Origin of the sequence: Flavobacterium aerium (genome assembly GCF_030766725.1) — a bacterium.
GTDB classification, from domain to species: domain Bacteria; phylum Bacteroidota; class Bacteroidia; order Flavobacteriales; family Flavobacteriaceae; genus Flavobacterium; species Flavobacterium aerium.
Map to the genome: position 1 here is coordinate 47,437 of NZ_JARQWR010000005.1, position 23,064 is coordinate 70,500.

The 23,064-nt window shown below is 33.8% G+C and carries 21 protein-coding genes; 18 read left to right on the top strand and 3 right to left on the bottom strand.

The window, feature by feature from the left end:
* Window positions 1–260 precede the first annotated feature (260 nt).
* The gene (locus P6733_RS08215; protein ID WP_306352202.1) at window positions 261–2,180 is read right to left on the bottom strand and encodes a hypothetical protein; all 1,920 of its coding nucleotides are present in this window, start codon (window positions 2,178–2,180) and stop codon (window positions 261–263) included.
* 256 nt (window positions 2,181–2,436) lie between these two features.
* On the opposite strand from P6733_RS08215, the gene P6733_RS08220 reads away from it, so the two are divergent.
* The 15 genes from P6733_RS08220 to P6733_RS08290 all read left to right on the top strand — a co-directional run bounded on the left by P6733_RS08220 (window position 2,437) and on the right by P6733_RS08290 (window position 20,127).
* Window positions 2,437–2,967, top strand: a complete 531-nt coding sequence (locus tag P6733_RS08220) for a DUF2975 domain-containing protein (RefSeq protein WP_306352203.1) — start codon at window positions 2,437–2,439, stop codon at window positions 2,965–2,967.
* A 1-nt stretch (window position 2,968) separates the two neighbouring features.
* Window positions 2,969–3,175, top strand: coding sequence for a helix-turn-helix domain-containing protein (locus P6733_RS08225; RefSeq protein WP_306352205.1), 207 nt, complete (start codon window positions 2,969–2,971; stop codon window positions 3,173–3,175).
* Between the two features lie 179 nt (window positions 3,176–3,354).
* On the top strand, window positions 3,355–4,251 hold the full coding sequence (locus tag P6733_RS08230) for an ABC transporter ATP-binding protein (RefSeq protein ID WP_306352207.1): 897 nt from the start codon (window positions 3,355–3,357) through the stop codon (window positions 4,249–4,251).
* On the top strand, window positions 4,244–7,786 hold the full coding sequence (locus tag P6733_RS08235) for a M1 family aminopeptidase (RefSeq protein ID WP_306352209.1): 3,543 nt from the start codon (window positions 4,244–4,246) through the stop codon (window positions 7,784–7,786). The genes P6733_RS08230 and P6733_RS08235 overlap by 8 nt, the downstream gene beginning before the upstream one ends.
* 510 nt (window positions 7,787–8,296) lie before the next feature.
* Entirely contained in the window at window positions 8,297–8,992 is a 696-nt protein-coding gene (locus P6733_RS08240; protein WP_306352211.1) for a phosphoadenylyl-sulfate reductase, read from the top strand.
* Window positions 8,993–9,018: 26 nt separating this feature from the next.
* Window positions 9,019–9,924 (top strand): sulfate adenylyltransferase subunit CysD, encoded by a 906-nt coding sequence (gene cysD / locus P6733_RS08245; protein ID WP_306352570.1) that lies wholly within the window; start codon window positions 9,019–9,021, stop codon window positions 9,922–9,924.
* Window positions 9,925–9,936: 12 nt separating this feature from the next.
* Entirely contained in the window at window positions 9,937–11,172 is a 1,236-nt protein-coding gene (locus tag P6733_RS08250) for a sulfate adenylyltransferase subunit 1 (RefSeq protein WP_306352213.1), read from the top strand.
* Window positions 11,173–11,204: 32 nt separating this feature from the next.
* The gene (gene cysK, locus P6733_RS08255) at window positions 11,205–12,116 is read left to right on the top strand and encodes a cysteine synthase A (protein WP_306352215.1); all 912 of its coding nucleotides are present in this window, start codon (window positions 11,205–11,207) and stop codon (window positions 12,114–12,116) included.
* Window positions 12,117–12,128: 12 nt separating this feature from the next.
* Window positions 12,129–12,950, top strand: coding sequence for a uroporphyrinogen-III C-methyltransferase (gene cobA, locus P6733_RS08260; protein WP_306352217.1), 822 nt, complete (start codon window positions 12,129–12,131; stop codon window positions 12,948–12,950).
* On the top strand, window positions 12,934–14,598 hold the full coding sequence (locus tag P6733_RS08265) for a diflavin oxidoreductase (RefSeq protein WP_306352219.1): 1,665 nt from the start codon (window positions 12,934–12,936) through the stop codon (window positions 14,596–14,598). Before cobA ends, P6733_RS08265 begins: the two co-directional genes overlap by 17 nt.
* 20 nt (window positions 14,599–14,618) lie before the next feature.
* Entirely contained in the window at window positions 14,619–16,262 is a 1,644-nt protein-coding gene (locus tag P6733_RS08270; RefSeq protein ID WP_306352221.1) for an NADPH-dependent assimilatory sulfite reductase hemoprotein subunit, read from the top strand.
* Window positions 16,263–16,264: 2 nt separating this feature from the next.
* Complete coding sequence (locus P6733_RS08275; RefSeq protein ID WP_306352223.1) at window positions 16,265–17,032, top strand: DUF2490 domain-containing protein; 768 nt, start codon at window positions 16,265–16,267, stop codon at window positions 17,030–17,032.
* Window positions 17,033–18,487 (top strand): TSUP family transporter, encoded by a 1,455-nt coding sequence (locus tag P6733_RS08280; RefSeq protein ID WP_306352225.1) that lies wholly within the window; start codon window positions 17,033–17,035, stop codon window positions 18,485–18,487. It abuts the gene before it with no gap.
* An 18-nt stretch (window positions 18,488–18,505) separates the two neighbouring features.
* Window positions 18,506–18,958 carry an OsmC family protein gene (locus P6733_RS08285; protein WP_306352227.1) on the top strand — a complete coding sequence of 151 codons (453 nt, stop codon included), beginning with the start codon at window positions 18,506–18,508 and terminating at the stop codon, window positions 18,956–18,958.
* Complete coding sequence (locus tag P6733_RS08290) at window positions 18,958–20,127, top strand: O-succinylhomoserine sulfhydrylase (RefSeq protein ID WP_306352229.1); 1,170 nt, start codon at window positions 18,958–18,960, stop codon at window positions 20,125–20,127. The genes P6733_RS08285 and P6733_RS08290 overlap by 1 nt, the downstream gene beginning before the upstream one ends.
* Window positions 20,128–20,190: 63 nt before the next feature.
* Here the strand turns inward: P6733_RS08290 and P6733_RS08295 are convergent, their stop codons facing one another.
* Window positions 20,191–20,763 carry a YceI family protein gene (locus tag P6733_RS08295; RefSeq protein ID WP_306352231.1) on the bottom strand — a complete coding sequence of 191 codons (573 nt, stop codon included), beginning with the start codon at window positions 20,761–20,763 and terminating at the stop codon, window positions 20,191–20,193.
* A gap of 97 nt (window positions 20,764–20,860) precedes the next feature.
* Entirely contained in the window at window positions 20,861–21,337 is a 477-nt protein-coding gene (locus P6733_RS08300; RefSeq protein ID WP_306352233.1) for a MarR family winged helix-turn-helix transcriptional regulator, read from the bottom strand.
* Between the two features lie 145 nt (window positions 21,338–21,482).
* On the opposite strand from P6733_RS08300, the gene P6733_RS08305 reads away from it, so the two are divergent.
* From P6733_RS08305 to P6733_RS08315, 3 genes are all read left to right on the top strand, one after another.
* Window positions 21,483–22,016: a TlpA disulfide reductase family protein gene (locus P6733_RS08305; protein ID WP_306352234.1), complete on the top strand. Its 534-nt coding sequence runs from the start codon at window positions 21,483–21,485 to the stop codon at window positions 22,014–22,016.
* Between the two features lie 62 nt (window positions 22,017–22,078).
* Window positions 22,079–22,690: a thioredoxin family protein gene (locus P6733_RS08310; protein ID WP_306352236.1), complete on the top strand. Its 612-nt coding sequence runs from the start codon at window positions 22,079–22,081 to the stop codon at window positions 22,688–22,690.
* A 21-nt stretch (window positions 22,691–22,711) separates the two neighbouring features.
* The gene (locus tag P6733_RS08315; RefSeq protein ID WP_306352238.1) at window positions 22,712–23,032 is read left to right on the top strand and encodes a rhodanese-like domain-containing protein; all 321 of its coding nucleotides are present in this window, start codon (window positions 22,712–22,714) and stop codon (window positions 23,030–23,032) included.
* Window positions 23,033–23,064: the final 32 nt, after the last annotated feature.

The window sequence follows — 23,064 nt, forward strand, 5'->3', positions numbered from 1 at the left end:
GCCTTTTATATTTATATTTTTTTAAAAAATACTATAGCAGGAATCGCTCACGAAGTTCGACGTAAGTTATTCCACCACCATGTATTGTTTAAAATTGTGTTCATTGTTGTAATTATATGGTACAAAGATATAGAGTAAAATGAATAAAAAAAACAAATTATTGTTTTTTTATAATCCTTACTATTTTAAATGTAAGTATTTTGGAATTATAAGCTGCTGAAATACAGTGTTTTTTATTGTTGTAATTGTCTGAAATTAGATTATTTTAAAACGGTTATTTTAAAGGTTGTAAAGGGGATAGAGAATGCTGATACACCATTATTTGATAAAATTAATTTCACATGATTATTTGTTGCATAAGCTTTAGCATCAATTGTACCAGGTAGTATCATTGGTGATCCAAATATGATTGAGTCACCTTCTGTTACACCATTAATAGCTCTAGCCATTGTTATTATTTCCCCGGGAGGAATTGTAAGTGCTGTTGTACTTACAGTCGTTTTTATTACAGTAGGTATGCCCAGGTTTTCTAAAGTTGTTTTTCCAAGTTTACCATCTTGTCCTACAGTAATTATATCTCCAACGGTAACAGGTAAGTTATTGATAAAGAATTGTCCGTCTTTAAAGCCTGCAACTAATGGTGAATTATCTGGATCTAAATTTCCTTGATAAAAACTTATAGGTGCATTTGTTGTTCGGATAGCAATACCACCAATACCTGAGCCAGTAAGGTTTGTTTGATTTTGAAGATACGTCCCATATTGCCATTGATTACTTGTAGCAAGAAGTTGTCCAATAATCCCTAATTCATTTTCTTTTTGGCAAACTAAGTCAATTGAGGTACAGGCTGTTGCTCCAGTATTATTGGTGTTTTCAATTCTTATTCCAGGAAAAGGGCCAGCCTCATTTTTACTGATTAGAAGTTGATCCGATAAATGGCTTGGAAAAAAGTTATCTAATTGTTGTTTGGTTACAAATTCATTTGGTTCAAGAGCATTGGCTCCTTTTACAGTACTTAAAAAATGACCTCCACCTTCTGGTGTTACTCTAAATTTGAGTTCATCATCTAACATGATATCGTAACCAATTGTGTTTATACTATTACCTCTAGTAATGCCTGCTTTCCATTGGTGATCATACCATTTGAAGGAATGTCCTGATATCATTGTATCAATTGGTTTTAGATATGTATGAAAAGCTAAAATTTCTCTTCCTTCATTTGCATAAACAGCCATATTGCCATTTACTTGAAATTTCTCACCATTATCATTTTTGGATCCAATTATAACATTTCCAGAGATCCCCAATATAATCTTCAATCCATCCAAAAGTAATGGAGAATAACTTTGGGTTTCTCTATTATAAGCTCGAGCATGAACATAGCCACTATGATTACCTAATGCAATTTCAAAAGATTCTGCGCCATTATTTGAGACTACAAATTTTTCTGAAGGATTAACTGTGCCAATTCCAACAAAACTATTATCTTTTATAAAAAAAATACCATCTGTAATTCCTAATTTAGCAAAATTCCATCCTCCGAAATTTGAATTATAAGCAGTTACAAATCCATTTCCAATATTTAGTCCTTGCCCACTAAGGTTGACTCCACCAATAGCATCTATAATTCCTGTAAATGATGCTGATCCTTCTACTTGAAGTCGACTTGCATCTTCTTGCATTGTTGTAACATCATTTCCTAACATTAATTTTCCGCTTCCGTTGGTTAAACGCATTCGTTCTATTTGTACATTATACCCATATTCGGTATAAAATTTCAGTCCAGATGTATTTTTTGTTATTTTATATCCTTCAATTCCTGCCCCAATATGATCAAGCCAAGAGAAATTTAACTTTACTGATCCAGTTAATTGAGTAGAATTAATTTGAGCATTTTTTAGTGATAAAAGAGGGGTTTCTATATAATAGTTACCGACCGAATCTTTTGTTATTGTACTATCAATTAATTCATTATTCGAATTTGTTATTGGAATTATATTAGTGGTTAATGAACTTTTATTTAATTTAGAATTTAGAGATGTCTGTAGTCCATTAATCTTGTCTTGAGGTATAACTTCATCTTTATGCCAAAAAGACTGCCAGCTGGCCCAAAATTGTGCTTGTGTAGGTTTTTTTCCAGTCTTGAACCAATTCAGAATAGTATTTAATGAGGTAGCCATAATTAATTATTGTTTAAATGAAAAATTTAATCTTAAATAAAAAAGATGTTATGTTAAATTTACTACTTTTTTATTCCAAATAGCGATTAATAATATTGTTTTTAAATTTTCCTAATGTTAAATCTAGGTGTGATTTCAAATACCTTACAGTTTATTTGTTAGGGTATGGAAAAGTTTATAATATTATTTTTTGATAAAAAATTATCGATTTACGATAATTAATTTTTATATTTGATCTGTAATTAAATTTTATAAAATGAAAAATGTTCGATTTATCGCAACGATCTTATTTTATTTGAGCCGATGCATAGCACTATTGTATTTGACTTTATTTCTGTATTCTGGGATTATTTTTTTCCTTTCAGAGTTTACGGATGTAACCTGGAATGCAATCAATAGAGTTGAAAATAATCGATTTCAAATACTTTTCCCTTTTTCGGAAGAATCTATTTTGTTAGGAGATTATACAGGATTATTCATCACTGTTATGCTCACTATATTTTTGATATACTGGATTTTTTTCTGGTTATTAGGAAATGTATTTAGTGTATTTCGAAACAAGAAATTATTTACTGCACTTTCTGTACAACGGCTAAGGCAGTTTTATATCGCTAATATCATTATACCTGTACTAGCCATTTCAATACTATATATAGGGAAAGAGGAAAAAAGCTTGATGGTCATTATTACCATGCTCCATTTTGTAATAGGGATTTTTGCTTTTTTTATGGCTTCAATTTTTAAGCAAGGATTAACTTTGCAAGACGAACAAGATTTAACCATTTAATATGCCAATAATAATAAACGTTGATGTGATGCTTGCTAAACGCAAAATGCGTTCAAATGAATTGGCAGAAAAAATTGGGATTACCCCAGCAAATCTATCAGTGCTAAAAACCGGAAAAGCAAAAGCCATCCGAATAGCAACTCTGGAAGCGATTTGTAAAGAACTGGATTGCCAACCAGGAGATATTTTAGAATACATCAGCGAATAATTTTTAAGTAATAGAAGATTAATTTATCAACTCTGTAAATAGAGCGGACAAGGAATTCTTAGCCTTATTTTTCAAGAATCTAAAACGATAATAATTTGGATTGACTGTCTCATCAACAGCATTTTAATAAGGCTTTAGAAAGAATAAAACGGAATATAAATCATCAAAATCATCAAAAAATGAACACGTTGAAAATCACAAATCTCAACAAGAGATATGCTAATGGAGTACAAGCAATTAATAATGTTTCGCTTGAAATTAGCAATGGTATGTTTGGACTTCTAGGACCAAATGGCGCAGGAAAATCTTCTTTAATGCGAACGATAGCCACGTTACAACAACCTGATAGCGGAACAATTGAATTTAATGGAATCAATATTTTAAATGATCCATTATTCATGCGTCAAAATTTAGGGTATTTACCACAGGAATTTGGCGTATATCCTAAAATATCAGCCTATAAATTATTAGAACATTTGGCTGTTTTGAAAGGAATAGTAGACAAAAAGAGTAGGGAAGAACAGATTATGAGTTTGTTGGGAAAGACTAATTTATTGGAACATAGAAACAAATCTGTTCATACATTTTCTGGAGGAATGCGCCAACGCTTTGGAATAGCACAAACCCTTTTAGGAAACCCCAAAATGATTATTGTAGATGAACCAACGGCGGGTTTAGATCCAGAAGAACGCAATCGATTTAATAATCTGCTGAGTGAAATAGGAGAGAATATTATTGTGCTTTTATCAACCCACATTGTAGAAGATGTACGAGATTTATGTACTAATATGGGCATCATTACGAATGGAACATTGATTACTCAATGTAAACCCGAAGAAGCCATAAAAGTCATTGAGGGAACACTATGGGCGAAAACAATTCACAAAAATGAATTGGCTTTGTATCAAGCAAATATGAATGTTATTTCCGCGCAACTTTATGCAGGACAAATGAATATCCATGTTAGTGCCACAACACATCCTGGAAACGATTTTGTAGCCATAAAACCTAATTTGGAAGATGTTTATTTCAGCATTTTATTAGAAAATAATGTAAATAAGCTAAGCCATGTTTAAGAAACTACTAGAATTCGAATGGCATTATCATACTAGAAATATTTTGTTCTATGCCGCATTTCTAATTTACTTCTTACTTGGTTTTTTTGCTGCTTCAATGGGTGGATTTCCATTTCCAGGAGTATACCGAAACTCGCCGTATGTAATTAGTTACATAATAGGATTAATGTCACTAGGAGTGATATTCTCTATGACAATACTCATTGCCCAAACATTATTACGCGATATAGATCGCAAAATGGATGTAATTATTTATGCAACTCCAATCTCCAAACGACTTTACTTAGGGACAAAATTCATTGCCGTTTTTGGTGTAGGAATACTATCGTTTAGTATGTTAGTTTTTGGTATGATGATAGGTTATCACATGCCATGGGTATTACGGGAGGATTTAGGTGCTTTTGACTTATCCCATTATGTATGGCCTTTTATGATAATTGCAATTCCGAATATTTTGTTATGCGCCTCCGTATTATGCAGTCTGGCTTGGATTACACGAAATAAATTAATTATATATGTAGGAGGATTATTTATCTATATCTTTTATATCGTCGCATCCATTTTTTCTAACTCGCCCTTGGTTGCAGGTGGTTCCCCTTCGTCGGCTGAATCGATGGCTTTCGTAGCCAAAATGGATCCCTTTTGTCTGGCTAGTTTTTTTGAACAAACGCGCTATTGGACTGTTCTTGAAAGAAATACACACGGTGTTGAATTAACGGGAAATTTTTTATTTAATCGAATACTTTGGATTGTACTTTCATTGATGATTTTGGGAATATCATACCGATTATTTTCTTTCAGAAAAATGAATATCAAGTATCATAAAAAGAGAAAATGGGAAGAACAATACAGTAAAGGGATCAAACCCTATACTATTGTAAGACCAGTGATTCAAACGAGTAAACACAATCGATTGGTTCTGATAAGTTTTATAAAAATAGATTTAAAGTCTGTTGTCAAAGGAATACCATTCCTATTAATTATCATTATGCTGAGTGCCATGTTAATCATTGAGATTTCGGATGTAATAGATGGAGGCACACGCATGGCAGAAAATATTACGACTACAGGTTTAATGATTACAACCATTATGAAAGTAATTCCTTTTTGTATTATTCTCGTTCTTATTTTTTATAGTAGTGAACTCCTTTGGCGAAGTACAGGAGTAAATTTTCAGATGTTGGAAAATGCAACACCCAGTAATCAATACAGTATCTATTTTTCAAAATTAATTACATTATCCATTATTCCATTACTATTAATTACAAGCAGTATATTGATTGGAACCTTATTTCAGATTATAAATAATAATGCCCCGATAGATATTGGTTTATACTTCTCAATGTATTATTACATCGGACTCCCAATGTTACTAATTGCGGTTTTGTTGCTCAGCATTCAGGTTTTTATCCCAAATAAATATTTGGGCTTATCCATAGCAGCATTTGTTGTATTTATTGTGAGCACAAGCTTTGGGAAGCTAATTCATGCCAATCATATTTTAGTCCGTTATGGGAATGTGATGAAAACGTCCTATTACGATATGAATGGCTTTGGTAATTATACAACTTCATTCCATAGTTATATGTTATACAATAGTGGACTGGCTATAATTTTGATTGTTTTGAGTGGTATTGTATGGAAAAACAGAGGATATTCGATTAAAAAGGGTTATAAACGAACCAAAAACAACGTTTTGCAAAAAGGAATATTTCTTTTGGGAGTAGTATTCTTCTGGGGTTTTGGGAGCTTTATTTTGTACAAAACCGATATTGAAAAGTTAAGTCCAGTGAGTAGTGATAATGATTGGAAACAACGTTATGAATTGACATTTAAAAAATATGAGAATTTACCCCAACCTCTAATTACTAAAGTAAAAACAAATGTTGATTTGTTTCCTGAAGAACAACGGTATAGTGTAAAGGGAAGTTACGAATTAGTAAATACAACATCAGTCAAAATAGATAGCTTATTGCTTTATATTGATGAAAATGCAAAGCTAACCTCAGTTATAATTCCAAATGCAAAGAAAATAAAGGATTTATCAGAATATGGACACCAATGGTATCGATTAGAACAACCGTTACAGCCGAATGATTCATTAAAAATGGAATTTACTTTTGAATCCTCTTGGTCATCTTACCAAGGTCATACTTCATTTAATTCCATTATTGATAATGGATCTTTTATGCGAATGAGTCGATATTTTCCTGTGTTGGGCTATCAGATTGGAAATGAAATTGAAGATAAAAATGAACGTATAAAACGAAATTTAGGTGCTGTAAGAAGTCTTAAGAAATTAGAAGATAAAGAAAAAGTGCCCTATGATTTTATTGATTTAGACGCCATCATATCTACATCGGAAGATCAAATAGCCATTGGGTTAGGAGATTTGATAAAAGAATGGAAGGTAGAGAATCGCAATTATTTTCATTATAAAACGGCCCATCCAATACCTTTTCGATTTGCGTTTTCTTCCGCTAAATATCAAGTTAAAAAAGAACAGTATAAAGGGACTACTATTGAAGTATATTTTGATGCTCAACATCAACGAAATGTAGATAATCTTATCACTGCCGCAAAACAGGCATTGGATTATTGTGAAAGTAACTTTGGGAAATACCCAGAGAAGGTAATACGATATGCTGAAATCTCAGCCTTTGTAGAGGGATTTGCTGCAACGGCCTATCCTACAACACTCTATATGAAAGAAAATTTTGGTTTCTTTAGCAATTACAATAATAAGACGAAAGCCGATGTGTTGAATCAATTAACAGGACATGAATTTTCACATCAATGGTGGGGAAATGCACAGTTAAGCCCAGAAGAAAAAGAAGGTGGAATAATTCTAACAGAAATGCTTGCCCAGTATACTGAACTTATGCTCTATGAAAAAACACATGGAAAAGAAGCTGCGCTTGAATCCTTGAAAGTACATCTGGATCTGTATTTGAGTAGTCGTGGTTATACGGATGAAATGCCTGTATACAAAACACATTATGATACTCCATATTTAGCGTATGACAAAGGTATGGTTATGATGCATCAACTGCGATTATTGATTGGAGAAGATAAGGTCAATAAAGCCTTGAAATTACTACTTGATAATCATGCTTATCCGAAGCCTAGAGCTGATTCGCAGGATTTATTAAATGAGATATACAAAATCTCACCAATTGATTTGCATCCAAAAATAAACGAAATGTTTCAGCAGATTATCACGTATACTTCCAAAATTGAATCCGTAAGCAGTAGGAAAGTTTCCGATAAGGAATATGAAGTTTCATTTTTGGTCAATAGTAAAAAATACAGTGAAAATAATGTAGGGAAACGTACACTTATTATGAATGATCAAACGATTGATATTGGTGTTTATGATGAAAAAGGAAAAATGGTAACCTACATTTTTAACCTTAAAAATAATCAAGTAATCGGAAAAATACGAATGACCAGTAAACCAATTCGCTTATGCATTGATCCTAATTTGAAGAATATTGACACATTTTATAATGATAATGAGAAAGATATTCTTTAAAAAACAATAATTTAAAAAGTAAACGAAAAGGAGTGTTTTCAACTGTTTTTTGATAAAAAATAGTTCTTTTTCCTGCTTTTTTAAAAATAAGATACGTTAAAAATAAATATTTTATTTGGAGCGTAATTAAAAAATGTTATAAGTTTGCACCATTCAAATAGAATAGAAAAAATGACAAATCAAGTTTTATGTATGACAATGTGTATGTGCTTCTCAGAAAATGAGGAAGTCTCTGCTATGGTCTAAAGTGAATTAAAACTTTTTAAATATGCAAAGCTCCTCATGAAAATGAGGAGCTTTTTTTTTACAATACATTGAAAATATAAATGAACACCATGAAAAATAATTTTAATACAATCTCTTTCAACAATATGATGATGTGCTGCATGTGTAGATACACAGGAGGCGTATTGTTGTATTATAGCTATAAATGAGATAGTATATAATTAACTTTTTCAAAGCCTCTTGATTTCAAGAGGCTTTTTTTTTATCCAAAATCAAACATTATCCATGAATACGAACACTCTTAATCGCTTATTAACCAGTCAAGACATAGGAAGAAATCTGAGAGATTTATCAGAAAGTACATCACGTAAAATTGTTTTTTCAACCAGTTTTGGTATGGAGGATCAGGTGATTACAGATCTTATTCTATCGGATAAAATACCCAATATAGAAGTTTTTACACTGGATACAGGTCGATTATTTCCCGAAACCTATGCTTTGTGGGATCAGACCAATCTACGCTATCAAAAACAAATTAAATCCTACTATCCAGCAACAGAAACCCTAGAGAATTTTATCAATGAAAACGGAATTAATCCTTTTTATACAACTGTAGAGCTGCGAAAGCGATGTTGTCAAATTCGTAAAGTAGAACCGTTGAAAAGAGCTTTACAAGATGCTGAGGTATGGATTACAGGGTTGCGAGCAGAACAATCAGCAAATAGAAACACATTAGAAATGATACAATGGGATGAAGAATATCAATTATACAAATACAATCCTTTGTTGCATTGGACCTTAGAAAACGTGAAAGACTATATCAAACAAAAAGGAATACCCTATAATCCGCTTCACGACAAAGGATTTGTAAGCATCGGTTGTGCGCCCTGTACACGAGCCATCCGAGAAGGAGAAGATTTTAGAGCAGGACGATGGTGGTGGGAAGATACGACGAAAAAAGAATGTGGATTACACCGATAACAGTAAGAATGAAAAATGAAAATACGATGAATGATTCAAAGCAATATTTAGATCAATTAGAAGATGAAGCGATATATATCCTTCGCGAAACAGCAGCGCAATTTGAAAAACCAGCTTTATTATTTTCTGGTGGAAAAGATTCGATAATCTTAGCACATCTAGCTTTAAAAGCTTTTCGTCCAGGAAAATTTCCTTTTCCATTAGTTCATGTAGATACAGGACATAATTTCCCAGAAGCAATTGCCTTTAGAGATGCTTTTGTAAAAGAAATAGGAGAAAAATTGATTGTGAGTTCTGTAGAAGAAAGTATCGAAAAATACAATTTAAAAGAAACACAAGGACGTTTCCCTTCCCGAAATTCTTTACAAACGTATGCTTTACTTGATGTAATTCAAGAACATGAATTTGATGCCTGCATTGGCGGAGCCCGAAGAGATGAAGAAAAAGCAAGAGCTAAGGAACGCATTTTTTCAGTTCGAGATGATTTTGGACAATGGGATCCGAAACTACAACGACCAGAGCTATGGGATATTCTCAATGGGAAAGTACATAAAGGAAACAATGTTCGTGTATTCCCAATCAGCAACTGGACTGAACTCGATGTATGGAATTATATTGAAAAATATAAGATAGAACTTCCAAGCCTCTATTTTGCACATGAGCGAGAATGTATTGTCTTTCAAGATAAACTGGTCGCTACATCAACATTCATTCAGCCATTACCCACAGATATTGTAACAACAGAACGCGTACGATACAGAACCGTAGGCGATATGACGTGTACGGCAGCTGTTCCATCCAATGCAACTTCGGTCCAAGATATCATTCAAGATATTATTCAAACCCGAATTAGCGAACGTGGACAAACCCGATTGGATGATCAGCTCTCAGAAGCTGCAATGGAAGATCGAAAAAAACAAGGATATTTTTAAAAACAAGGAAAGATGAAAACACTAAAATTTATAACAGCAGGAAATGTAGACGATGGAAAGAGCACTTTAATAGGGCGTTTACTATATGATTCCGATAGTATTCATACCGACCAATTAGGAATACTCCAAAAACAAACCAAACTGGAAGGGGTGACCATCGATTTATCCTTAATTACAGATGGATTACGAGCAGAACGAGAACAAGGAATTACAATAGATGTGGCTTATAAATATTTTTCTACGAAAAAAAGAAAATTCATTATAGCCGATGCACCCGGACATGAACAATACACCCGTAATATGATTACTGGGGCTTCAAATTCCGATTTGATTATTATTCTAATCGATGCTCGAAAAGGAATTACAGAACAAACCAAACGCCATGCTAGTATTAGCTCTTTGATGGGAATTAAAAAAGCAATTCTGGCAATCAATAAAATTGATTTAGTCGAATATTCTGAAACTGTTTTTGAGTCTATAAAAAATGATTTTGAAACAATAAAAGAACACTTGAATTTTGATGAGATTGTATACCTACCGGTAAGTGCGCTACAAGGAGATAATATTGTAGAGAAATCTCAAAATACATCTTGGTATACAGGAAAAGCTTTGTTACAGATTCTAGAAGAAATTGAAATTCATTCCAATGAAAATCTTGCAGCGCGTTTTCAGGTGCAATGGGTGATTCGGCCTAAAGGAGATGAATACCATGACTATCGAGGTTATGCAGGATTGGTATTAAGCGGTACCTATGCCGTAGGAGATACGATTCAGATTTTTCCTTCGGGCATTACAACCGTTATATCTAAAATTGAAAAGAAACAAGAAGTTGTCGCTTTTGCCAAAGCAGGAGAAAATATCGTATTGCACTTTGAAGATAATATCGACAGTAGCCGTGGTGATACCATTGTCAAAATAACAGAGCAACCACGAACAGCAAACCAATTGGGGTCATGGATTAGTTGGCTGGATACAACTCCTTTACAATTAGGAAAGACATATATTTTACAGCACCGTTTTAAAACAGTTCGAGTGAAAATTCAATCCATCGATCAACGATGGGATGTAAATCAATGGCAATTTACATCCAGTGATACCATCCAGTTGAATGATATTGCCCAAGTTACTTTTCGAACAAATCAACCTCTTTTTTACGATCATTTTGTCGATAATCCGAAAAATGGAAATGCGATTTTAATTGACGAAACAAGTTTAAACACAGTAGGTGCATTGATGTTTTTAAATTAAACCATCAGGTACGAAACAAAAAAAAGAATACAATGAAAGCAAATACAATATTAGAAACAATAGGAAATACACCCAGTGTAAAGATTAATAACCTTTTTGGGAACAAGCATAATGTCTGGTTAAAGTTAGAACGAACAAATCCAGGAAACAGTATTAAAGATCGTATCGCATTAGCGATGATTGAAGATGCAGAACAAAAAGGATTATTGACACCAGAGAGTGTAATTATTGAACCTACATCGGGAAATACAGGAATAGGCTTAGCACTGGTAGCAGCGGTAAAAGGATATAAAATTATTCTGGTCATGCCCGAGTCAATGAGTATTGAGCGTCGAAAATTAATGGCAATCTACGGCGCTGAATTCGAGTTGACACCGAGGGAAAAAGGAATGAAAGGAGCAATAGAAAGAGCTGCTGAGTTGACCGCTACAATTCCAAATGCATGGTCACCACAACAATTTGATAATCCTGCAAATGTTGAAATTCATAAGAAAACAACAGCTCAGGAAATTATAAAAGACTTTCCAGAAGGATTAGACTATTTGATTACAGGAGTAGGAACAGGAGGCCATATTACAGGGGTAGCAGAAGTATTAAAAACACAATTTCCAAATTTGAAAGTGTTCGCTGTAGAACCAACACTATCTCCAGTATTGAGTGGAGGAAATCCGGGGCCACACCCAATTCAAGGTATTGGAGCTGGATTCATCCCAAAGGTTTTAAAAAGAGAACTAATTGATGAAATCATTCAAATTGAAAAAGAAGAAGCTTATACCTATACGCGCAATACAGCCAAACAAGAAGGGATTTTAGTTGGGATATCAACGGGAGCTTCGCTGGCAGCAATAGCAAAAAAAATAAATGAACTCCCAGAAGGAGCGAATATACTAACATTTAATTACGATTCAGGGGAACGTTATCTTTCGATAGAAGACCTGTTTTAAATAAAAAATACCATGAGAATTACTGAAAAAGGAAAAGTTATTTTGGCAGGAGCAGGGCCAGGTGATCCAGACTTAATTAGTGTGAAGGCATTAAAATATTTGAAGATAGCCGATGTTATACTCACCGATCGTTTAGTATCACCAGAATTAATTGAAGACAATAAAAGAAGCGATGCACTCGTGATTTATGTTGGAAAACAATGCTCGAAAGGTATTCACACCCCGCAGGAAGAGATCAATCAATTGATGGTAGAATTTGCTCTTCAGAATAAGTTGGTCTTACGATTAAAAGGAGGAGACGCCTCTTTGTTTTCTAATATTTTGGACGAATTGGAAGTATTAGTGAAATACCAGATTGCGTATGAAATCATTCCGGGAATATCTGCTGCATTTGGAGCCGCAGCTTATACTGGAATCCCTTTAACGGCAAGAGAACATTCTCGTGGAGTACGATTTTTAACCCTTTTTGATTTAGATTCTATCACACCACATCAATGGAAGGATTGGGCTTCAACAGAAGATACACTTGTTTTTTATATGAGTGGTAAAAAATTAGAAACCTTGGCTTCCACTTTAGCTTCCTATTCAATTGATAACAGTAAAGGCATTGCTGTAGTACAACAAGCGACTACTCCTTTTCAGAAAACGTCAATTTTTTCTTTTGAAAATATAACCCCCGATGCTTTGACTGATTTTGAATTTGTACCCACATTAATCATTGTGGGGAAGGTGGTGCATTTGCATGAAAAGTATTCTTGGGTAAAAGAAAACCAAGAAAAAGACTCCTATTTTGATAACCATTCAACACTGTATCAATATGCTATCGGATCATAAATTAATACCCTTTAAACATTTAATTCAAGACTATACAAGAGAAGAACTAGTATGGATAAATGGATACATATCAGGTTACTTGGGGCAAAATGAAAGCAAAGAAAACAGTATAGTAGCTGCACCTACTGTTTCTATAAAACCAACCATTATTTATGGTACTGAAACAGGAAACTCAAAGAAAGTAGCCAGTCAGTTGCAAGCCCTATTAAAGAAGAATAAAATCCAAGCGAAAGTATTTGATACCCTACAGTATCCATTTGATAAAATTGAAAAAGAAGAATTTCTGATTATTATAATGAGCACACAAGGAGATGGAGAACTACCGCAAAATGCTGTCGGATTTTACGAAAAATTAGCAGCATCAACATTTCATTTTAAAAACACAAAATATGCTGTTTTAGGATTAGGAGATACGTCTTATCCATTATTCTGTCAAGCCGGTGTAGATATTGATACCCAATTGAACAAACTTGGAGCTCTGAGTGTTGTGCCTTTGGAAAAAGTAGATGTCGATTATGCTCAGGCTGTACAGTCGTGGTCTAATACAGTGGTAAAAGTTCTTCAAGATGGAGGAACAGTAGATGCAATTGAAAATAAGAAAGCAGTTACTGTAACACCCGTTAAGAAATCATATAAAGGAATTGTTACGCATAAAGTGATTTTAAATGATCGTGGATCGAATAAAGAAACCTATCATATAGAGATTACTACTGGAGAAGTAGTACACTATCAACCCGGTGATGCTTTGGGGCTTTATCCTAAGAATAACCAACAAGAGATAGAATCTTTGACTCAACTATTGGCAGTTAGTGGAACGGAATGGGAAGCACATCTGTTACATAAAAACATAAGAGGATTAAACAAAAAATCGCTGCAAGGATTGGCACAATTATTTGGCGTAGCAATAACAGAAGAGAAACTAGATTTAATTGAATTTTTAAAAAAATATTCAAAACCAGATACTGTAACTCCAGAGCAAATAATAGTATTATTAAACCCCATAGCACCTCGTTTATATTCTATAGCCTCAGCGGTTGAAGCACATGAAGAACAGGTTCATCTGACAGTGAACTTACATAAGTTTCAAAGTAACGGATTGGATAAAATAGGTCTATGCTCACAGTTTTTAGCAGATTTTGAATTGGATCGTGAAATTGATTTTTACATCCACCACAATCAGAATTTCAAATTAGCAGAGGAAGATGCACCGATTATTATGATAGGACCCGGAACAGGGATTGCTCCATTCAGAAGCTTTTTGGCTCATCGAGATGCAACCGGTTCAGAAGGAGAAAACTGGTTGGTATTTGGAGAACAACACTTTGTAACCGATTTCTATTACCAAACCGATATTCAAGAATGGTTGTCGACTGGAGTGTTGACCAAACTAGATACAGCATTTTCAAGAGATCAAAAAGAGAAAATTTATGTTCAAGATCGATTAAAACAAAATGCAAAAGAATTGAATGAATGGATTGGAAAAGGAGCTTATGTATATGTATGTGGGCAAAAAAGTCCAATGAGTGAAGAGGTAGAACAAACCCTTATTGAAATTATTGCTGCCGAAAATAAGTTGTCAATTGCTGAAGCAAAAGAACGAATTGAAGCTTTGGAAGTAGCGGGGAGATATCAAAAAGATGTGTATTAATCGATAGAAAAGAAAACAAGATGAGCGATAAATTATCACCGATAGAAATAATAAAAACAAAAAGCGATGGACTTCGAGGCACATTAAAAGAAAGCCTACAAGATAATCATACCGGAAATGTAAGAGCAGATGATGAAGCATTGGTAAAATTTCACGGGATGTATGTTCAAGATGACAGAGACCGTAGAGTAGAGCGTGCTGCAAAAAAATTAGACAAACTCTATTCTTTCATGATTCGATTGCGTATTCCGGGAGGAGTGATTTCGGCAGAACAATGGCTAGCGATTCATGAAATATCAGAACAATATGGAACGGGAACATTAAAAATAACAACCCGTCAAACAGTGCAATTGCATGGTTTATTAAAACACCAATTGCGCCCAACAATTCAAGGATTTTTAGTTGCAAAGTTGGATTCAATAGCAGCCTGTGGGGACGTAAATAGAAACGTTATTACAAGCTCTCATCCACAGGTATCCCCTCTATTTGAAGAGATTTATACTTATGCAGATAAAATATCCACTTTATTATTACCTAAAACACAATCATACTATGAAATATGGATTGACGATGAAAAAGTATATGAACGCTCTAGTGAAGCGGATCCGCTATACGAAGACCGCTACTTACCGCGAAAATTTAAAATTGCAATTGCAATTCCACCCTCCAATGATGTCGATGTATTTGCCAATGATATAGGGCTTATTGCAATTATAAAAAACAATGAGTTCAAAGGTTTTAACATTGCTGTAGGTGGAGGATTGGCCACGACACATGGTAATCCGAATACGTATTCCAGAATAGCTTCGGTGATTGGTTTTACTGATACAGAAGAAAAAACGATGAAAGCAGTCTATGAAGTATTGACGATACAACGTGATTATGGAAATCGTAGTGATCGAAAATTATCCCGATTGAAATATACGATTGATAAAATGGGACTGGATGTCTTCAAGGAGGAACTGGAAAAAAGGATAGGATTTGCCTTGGCACCTGCAGAAGAATATGAATTTACAGAACGTAACGACCGATACGGATGGCAACAAAATAATCTGAAAGATTGGTTCTATACGCTGTTTGTCGAGCATGGTGTTGTAAAAACAGATCAAAAACAGCTATTATCAGAGCTAGCACAATTGGGAATAAATGACTTCCGATTTACATGTAATCAGAATTTGATTCTAGGAAGCATAACAATAGAAGACAAAGAAAAGATACAAGAGCTGTTAGTTCGTTATGGTGTAGAAGAGAAAGATAGTGCTTTACGAAAAAGCTCAATGGCTTGTGTGGCATTGCCTACTTGTCCTTTGGCACTTGCTGAAGCACAACGTTATTTGCCAGAGTTGGTTACTAAAATAGAACCAATATTAGAAAAATATCAATTGGAGAATGAAGAAATCAGTATTAGAATGACGGGTTGTCCCAATGGTTGTGCGCGACCTTATTTAGCAGAAATTGCTTTTGTAGGAACAGGACCAGGACAGTATAATTTGATGTTGGGAGGAGATCGATTTGGAACACGGTTGAATCAGTTGTATAAAAAACAGGTTGAAGAAGATCAGATTCTAGTGGAAGTAGATGATTTGTTGAAACAATATGTTGAAGCAAAAATTGAAAATGAAACTTTTGGAGATTTTACACATCGAAGATTTTTTGCGAATTAAAAATGAAATTCTTTTTTAAAGGATCAGCTTTAGTATTGCTTCTGCAAACGAATGTCGTTTTTTCACAACAAAGTAAAGAAGTAACCCATCAGCAATTAATATGGTATGGCTACAATACGACTGTTTCATTCAGTGCTAATTGGTATTTGGTTAGTGAAGTTCAGGAACGTCATTTTATTGACCCCTTGGCACAACATCAGTTGTTATTTCGAACAGAATTACATCGGAATCTTGGAAAAGAATGGAATACATCCGTAGGAATGACCGTATTTCTGCAAAGCCCAAATGATCCTGAATCGACGAGTAATTTGATTGTTCCAGAACTACGACCCAATATTGAATTTGTATACAAACAGAAATTGAGCTTTGGAATATTATCTCACCGTTATAAAGCAGAAGCACGGTATTTTCATAATACGGCTAATGGTGAATTAACAACGGGCTATACTTTCGGGAATTTCAGATTTCGTTATCAAATAGGACTTGAAATTCCTATTTTGAAATCAAAGCAACAACAAAGGGATTTGCTTTCTGTACGGGTTATGGATGAGGTTCATTTTAATACAGGAGGAAATATTGTAAAAAACGTATTTGATCAGAACCGTGTATACCTAGCTTTAAATTATAAGATAACGCCTAAGCTTTCCATAGAAGCGGGCTATTTAAACTGGTATCAGCAACGGGCTTCTGGGTATGAATTTTACAATCGAGATATAATACGATTTACCGTATTTCATAAAATAGATTTTAAGAACAATAATAAACACTAGATGGAAAACACATTGTTCCCTATATTTTTAAAAACGGATACCTTTCGATTTCTAATTGTGGGTGGAGGAAAAATAGGATTAGAGAAAACAGAAACATTACTCAAGCAGAACCCTGCTATAGCCTTGACATTAGTTGCCAAAGAAATTAGTGTGGAACTCAAAAAGTTTTTAAGGAAGTATCCACACATTGTAACCCATGAAAGAGCAGTGGGTGAAACCGATTTTGCAGATATTGATTTTGCTATTATAGCGACTGAAAATACAGAATTGAATCGACAATTGAAGGTATTGGCAAATGAAGAAGGAATATTAGTCAATGTAGCCGATCAGCCACTATTGTGTGATTTTTATTTGGGATCAATTGTGAATAAAGGCAATTTAAAAATAGCTATTTCTACCAATGGAAAATCACCGGTATTAGCTCGCAGATTAAGAGAACATTTGGAAGAAGCAATTCCGCAAGACATCAATGATAGTATTGAAAATCTGAATTCTTTTAGAAGTAAACACAAAGGCGATTTACAAACTAAGCTAACCGCGTTAAATCAAGCTACAGCGGTATTGGGACAGTCCAAAACGGAACAAAAAGAAGGAAGAAAATATAAGAAATTAGCATTCAATATTACAGTATTATTCATCACCCTATTTATAGGATATGGATTGTCGACTATTGTATCTTTTCAGGATTTACAAGTACATCTACAGGAAATTCCAAATGAATTTTATGGAATGTTACTCATTGGTTTTTTTGCTCAAATGGTAGATGGAGCTGTTGGATTAGGTTATGGAGTAACATGTGCAACGAGTATGATGCTATTAGGCGTTAGGTTACCCGCTATAAGTGGAAGTATCCATACTGCCGAAATGTTTTCCAGTGCCATAAGTGGATATTCACACTATAAATTTGGAAACGTCAATAAGAAACTGCTCATTTGGCTCACTATTCCCGGAGTAATCGGAGCAGTAAGTGGAGCATCCTTATTAAACTATCTTGGTACTACTTACGAAGTAGTGACCTATTCTATTCTTTCTACCTATACAATGATAATCGGGTTGAGGTTGATTGTAATTGCGTTCCGCAAAAATCAGGTAAAACAAAGAGTAAAACATACCGGAATTTTAGGATTCTCTGGAGGATTTTTTGATGCCTTTGGCGGGGGAGGTTGGGGACCTATTGTAACATCCACTTTATTAGCCAAAGGACGAAAATCACGCTATGTAGTAGGGACAGTAAGTTTAGCAGAATTTTTTGTGACATTGGCGGCTACCATTACTTTTTTTGTTACTTTAGGAGTAAGTCATTGGTATATCATTTTGGGATTAATAATTGGTGGATCTATAGCCGCACCATTAGCCGCAAAACTGGCAGGGAAATTACCGCAAAAGATAGCCTTACTATTAGTAGCTTTTTTAGTTATTATTTTTAGTATTAGAATGTTAATGAAAATTATTTAATCATATAAAAAAAGAAATATGGCACTGATTCACGGTGAAGTAAAATTTGGCGATTACGGTTTATTGATAACAGATGAGAGTAACAATTCAATGAAAATTGATATTCCGGTAGAACAAGGTGGGCTTGGAGAAGGAATGCGCCCAATGCAAAGTCTATTGGCTGCTTTGGGAGGCTGTAGTACAGTAGATATTATCTCTATTCTGAAAAAACAAAAGCAGGACATCAGCTATTTTGCTTTTAGTATTGATGGAGAACGTGAAAAAGACAAAGTACTTTCATTGTGGGAATGGGTTACTATTCGATTCCATTTTAAAGGAGATATTGAAGTAGGAAAAGCAATTCGCGCGGCCGATTTATCAATTAATAAATACTGCTCAGTAGCAGAAACATTACGCCGATCTGGAACGACCATCAATTTGGAAGTGGAAGTCAATGGCGTATTAATTTCAAAAAATAATATACCAGAATAATGGCTTATAAATTAGAAACGAGTGCAATACGTACTCAAACCGATAGAACTGCACAAAAAGAACACAGTACACCATTGTTTTTAACCAGTAGTTTTGTTTATGATTCTGCCGAAGATATGGCAGCTGCATTCTCCGATGACAGTTTAAATGTGAATATCTATTCTCGATTTTCAAATCCTACAGTAGATGAATTTGTAAACAAGATTTGTGTATTAGAAAATGCCGAAGATGGAGTAGCTACAGCAACAGGAATGGCAGCTGTGTATGCTATCTTTATGTCCTTCTTATCACAAGGAGATCATATACTTTCTGCATCAGCTGTATTTGGTTCAACCCATACTATTTTAAAAAAGTACTTACCAAAATGGGGAATAGAATATTCCTATTTTGATATGAATAAACCAGAAACTATTGCGGCATTAATACAACCCAATACCAAACTATTATATATAGAGACACCCTCTAATCCGGGATTGGACATCATTGATATTGAAGCTGTTTCAGCCTTGTGTAAAAAAAACAATATTATATTGGTAGTCGATAATTGTTTTGCAACACCAGCTGTGCAACAACCAATTAATTTAGGAGCCGATTTAGTTTTGCATTCTGCAACCAAATTTATTGATGGGCAAGGAAGAGTTTTGGGTGGAGTAATTGTAGGAAAAAAAGAATTGATTCATGAATTATATTTATTTATTCGGAATACAGGTCCATCAATGAGTCCTTTTAATGCTTGGACTTTGACTAAAAGCTTGGAAACGCTTTTCATCCGAATGGAAAGACACGCAGACAATGCATTGAAACTAGCACAGAAACTTCAAAACCATCCAAAGTTGAAGGGAGTACGTTATCCTTTTTTAGAAACACATCCACAATATGAAATTGCTCAAAAGCAGATGAAAAATGGAGGAGGAATCCTCACTTTTGAATTAAAAGGAGGAATAGAAGCAGGGAGAAATTTTCTAAATGGATTACAAATGTGTTCCATGACCAATAATCTGGGTGATAGTAGAACCATTGCTTCACACCCCGCTTCAACAACACATTCCAAACTCAGTGTTGAAGAGCGATTGGCAGTTGGTATTACCGATGGATTAATCCGAATATCTGTTGGATTAGAACATATCGATGATATTACTGCGGACATCCTGCAAGCATTGGAAAAATAAAAACATAAAAAAGGCCTGAAGAAATAAATCCTTCAGGCTTTTTACAATTTAAAATCTATCGTATTAGAACTGTAAAGCTACAGTTACATCAAAGTCATCATTGATTGTTTTGTCTCCTAAGCTATCAAAGAAACTTCCAGAGTTATATTTGATTCCGTATACAGTTCTGTTGATTTTGAAAGAAGAAGTTGCAGTAGTTGCAGTAGTTGCGATATCAAAAGTTACTGGTTTAGTAATTCCTTTGATTGTTAAGTCTGCAGTTACTGTATAATTACCTTTGCTTTTAGTAGCGATTTTTTTGAAAACTAATTTTGCTGTTGGGAATTTATCAGTACCAAAGAAATCATCAGCTTTTAAGTGACCATCTAATTTTCCTTTGTATTCACCTGTTAAGTCAGTAGAAGAAATAGTAGTCATATCAATTGTGAAGTTACCACCAGCTAATACGTCTTTTTTGAAGATTAATGAACCTTCTTTTAAGTTAACTGTTCCTTCATGAGAACCTGTTACTTTTTTTCCAACCCATGTAATTTTGCTTTTAGAAGCATCTACTTTTTTAGTTCCGTTTTGAGCGCTAGCAGTTAAAGTTCCTAAAGCTACTACTAATGCAATTGCAATTGTTTTGAAATTTTTCATTGTTAAAATTGGTTTTTGTGTTTAAATATTTAATTGATTATTATATCCTTTTTAATGTGATGATTGACATCATCGGTAAGCGCATTGATTCTTCTTCTTATGAATTAGGGCATTTCAAATTGTTCTCTCGTATATGATCCAGTGTCGCATTCATCTCTGTGAGTTGCTCATCGCTAAGACCATTCAAAATTCCTTTTTCATATTCATCAAGTTTTGGATCTAAGTCGAACAATAAATCCAAACCTTCCTTTGTGATCATAATTTCGATTTTTCGTCGATTTTTTTCACATACCTCACGGGTTACTAATCCTTTCAATAATAATTTGTCTACAAGACGGGTTGTATTACTTGTTTTAGAAAGCATACGTTCCTGTATTAAAAACATATTAGCCGGATTACCCTTTTGTCCTCTTAATATTCGTAACACGTTGAACTGTTCTACAGAAATGTCATATTGTTTAAATACTTCATTGATCTTTTCAGAAATGACATTTTGCGTGTACAAAATATTCAATATCGTTTTTTTATAAAGCGATAATGTTGAACTCGATTTTATTACATCTTCTATCTTCATTTGTCATTACAATATTTGTATATACAAATGTATGAGTTTTTTGTTTTCAAAATGCATTTCATTAATAAAATTTTGTTAAAATTTTAAGGTCACTATTTTTAATGGCTATTTTTAACTGCACTAACATTTTAGCCTTGATATTACAATGACTCACACTTTAAAAGCCCTTTCTATTTTTTGTTTATTCACACTATTTTCTTGTAAACAAGAACAAAAAGAAATTATTCCAATTGCCAAAGCGACGTATAAAGGAGAAGGAGTGGCGATAAAATCATACGATTATAATCAGTTGAAACATTTATTGGAGCGAAAAAATGATACAGTATATGTAGTGAATTTTTGGGCAACTTGGTGTGTACCTTGTGTAGCGGAATTACCAGAATTTGAAAAATTGCAAGCCAATTACAAAGACAAAAAGGTTAAAGTCTTATTAGTGAGTTTGGATATGACAAAAATGATTGAAAAGCAATTGATTCCGTTTGTAATCAATAAGAAGATTCAATCGCAAGTTGTTATTCTGGACGATCCAGATGCAAACAGTTGGATAGAGAAAATAAATAAAGATTGGTCCGGTGCCATACCAGCAACCTATATCTATAGTAAAGACAAAAATGCATTCTTTGAACAAAGCTTTGATTATGCAACCCTAGAAAAAGAAATGAAAACATTCCTGAAGTAAGAATTAAAGCAGAATCTTTTCTGTAGTTTTGAAAAAACAATCCCATAAAAACCATAAATAACATGAAAACCATTAAAATTTTAGCTGTTGCATTAATTGTATGTGTCGTAAGTGCCTTCACAATGCATAAAGATAAAGGAGGATATACAGTAGGAGCTATCGCTACCGATTTTTCTTTGAAAAACATTGATAACAAAAAAGTATCCTTAAAAGATTATAAAGATGCAAAAGGATTCATTGTAATATTTACGTGTAACCATTGTCCGTATGCTGTAGCTTATGAAGATAGAATTATCGAATTAGACAAGAAATATAAAAAACTAGGATACCCAGTGATCGCAATCAATCCAAATGATCCAGCGAAACAAGCTGATGATAGTTTTGATAAAATGAAAGTAAGAGCAAAAGAAAAAGGATTTACTTTCCCATACCTATTTGATGAAGGACAAAAAATCTATCCACAATATGGCGCTACAAAAACACCACACGTTTATGTTTTACAAAAAACAAAAGCAGGTAATGAAGTAAAATATATTGGAGCAATTGATGATAACTATCAAGATGAGAAAGCAGTAAAACAAAAATATGTTGAAAATGCAGTAGATGCCTTATTAAAAAATAAAGCAATTACAGTAAAAGAGACCAAAGCAATTGGATGTTCGATAAAAGCGTAATATTTTTGACAAAAAAAGAAGATGAATTTAACACAAGAAAATTGGGTATCACAATTAGAAGCCGATACTAATGCAGTAATTCTAGATGTGAGAACACCAGAAGAATACCATAGAGGTGGAATTGCAGGAGCTATTAATATTGATATATATAAAGGACAAGGATTTATATACCAAGTAGAAGAATTGGATAAATCAAAAAACTATTATGTATACTGTCAAGCAGGTGCACGAAGTGGACAAGCTTGTAATATAATGAATCAACTAGGATTTGAAAATACCTTTAATCTGATGGGCGGTATGATGCAATGGGATGGTGAAGTCGTGATTCCAGAACAAGAATAATAAAGTATACTATATATATGAAAAAGCCCCGA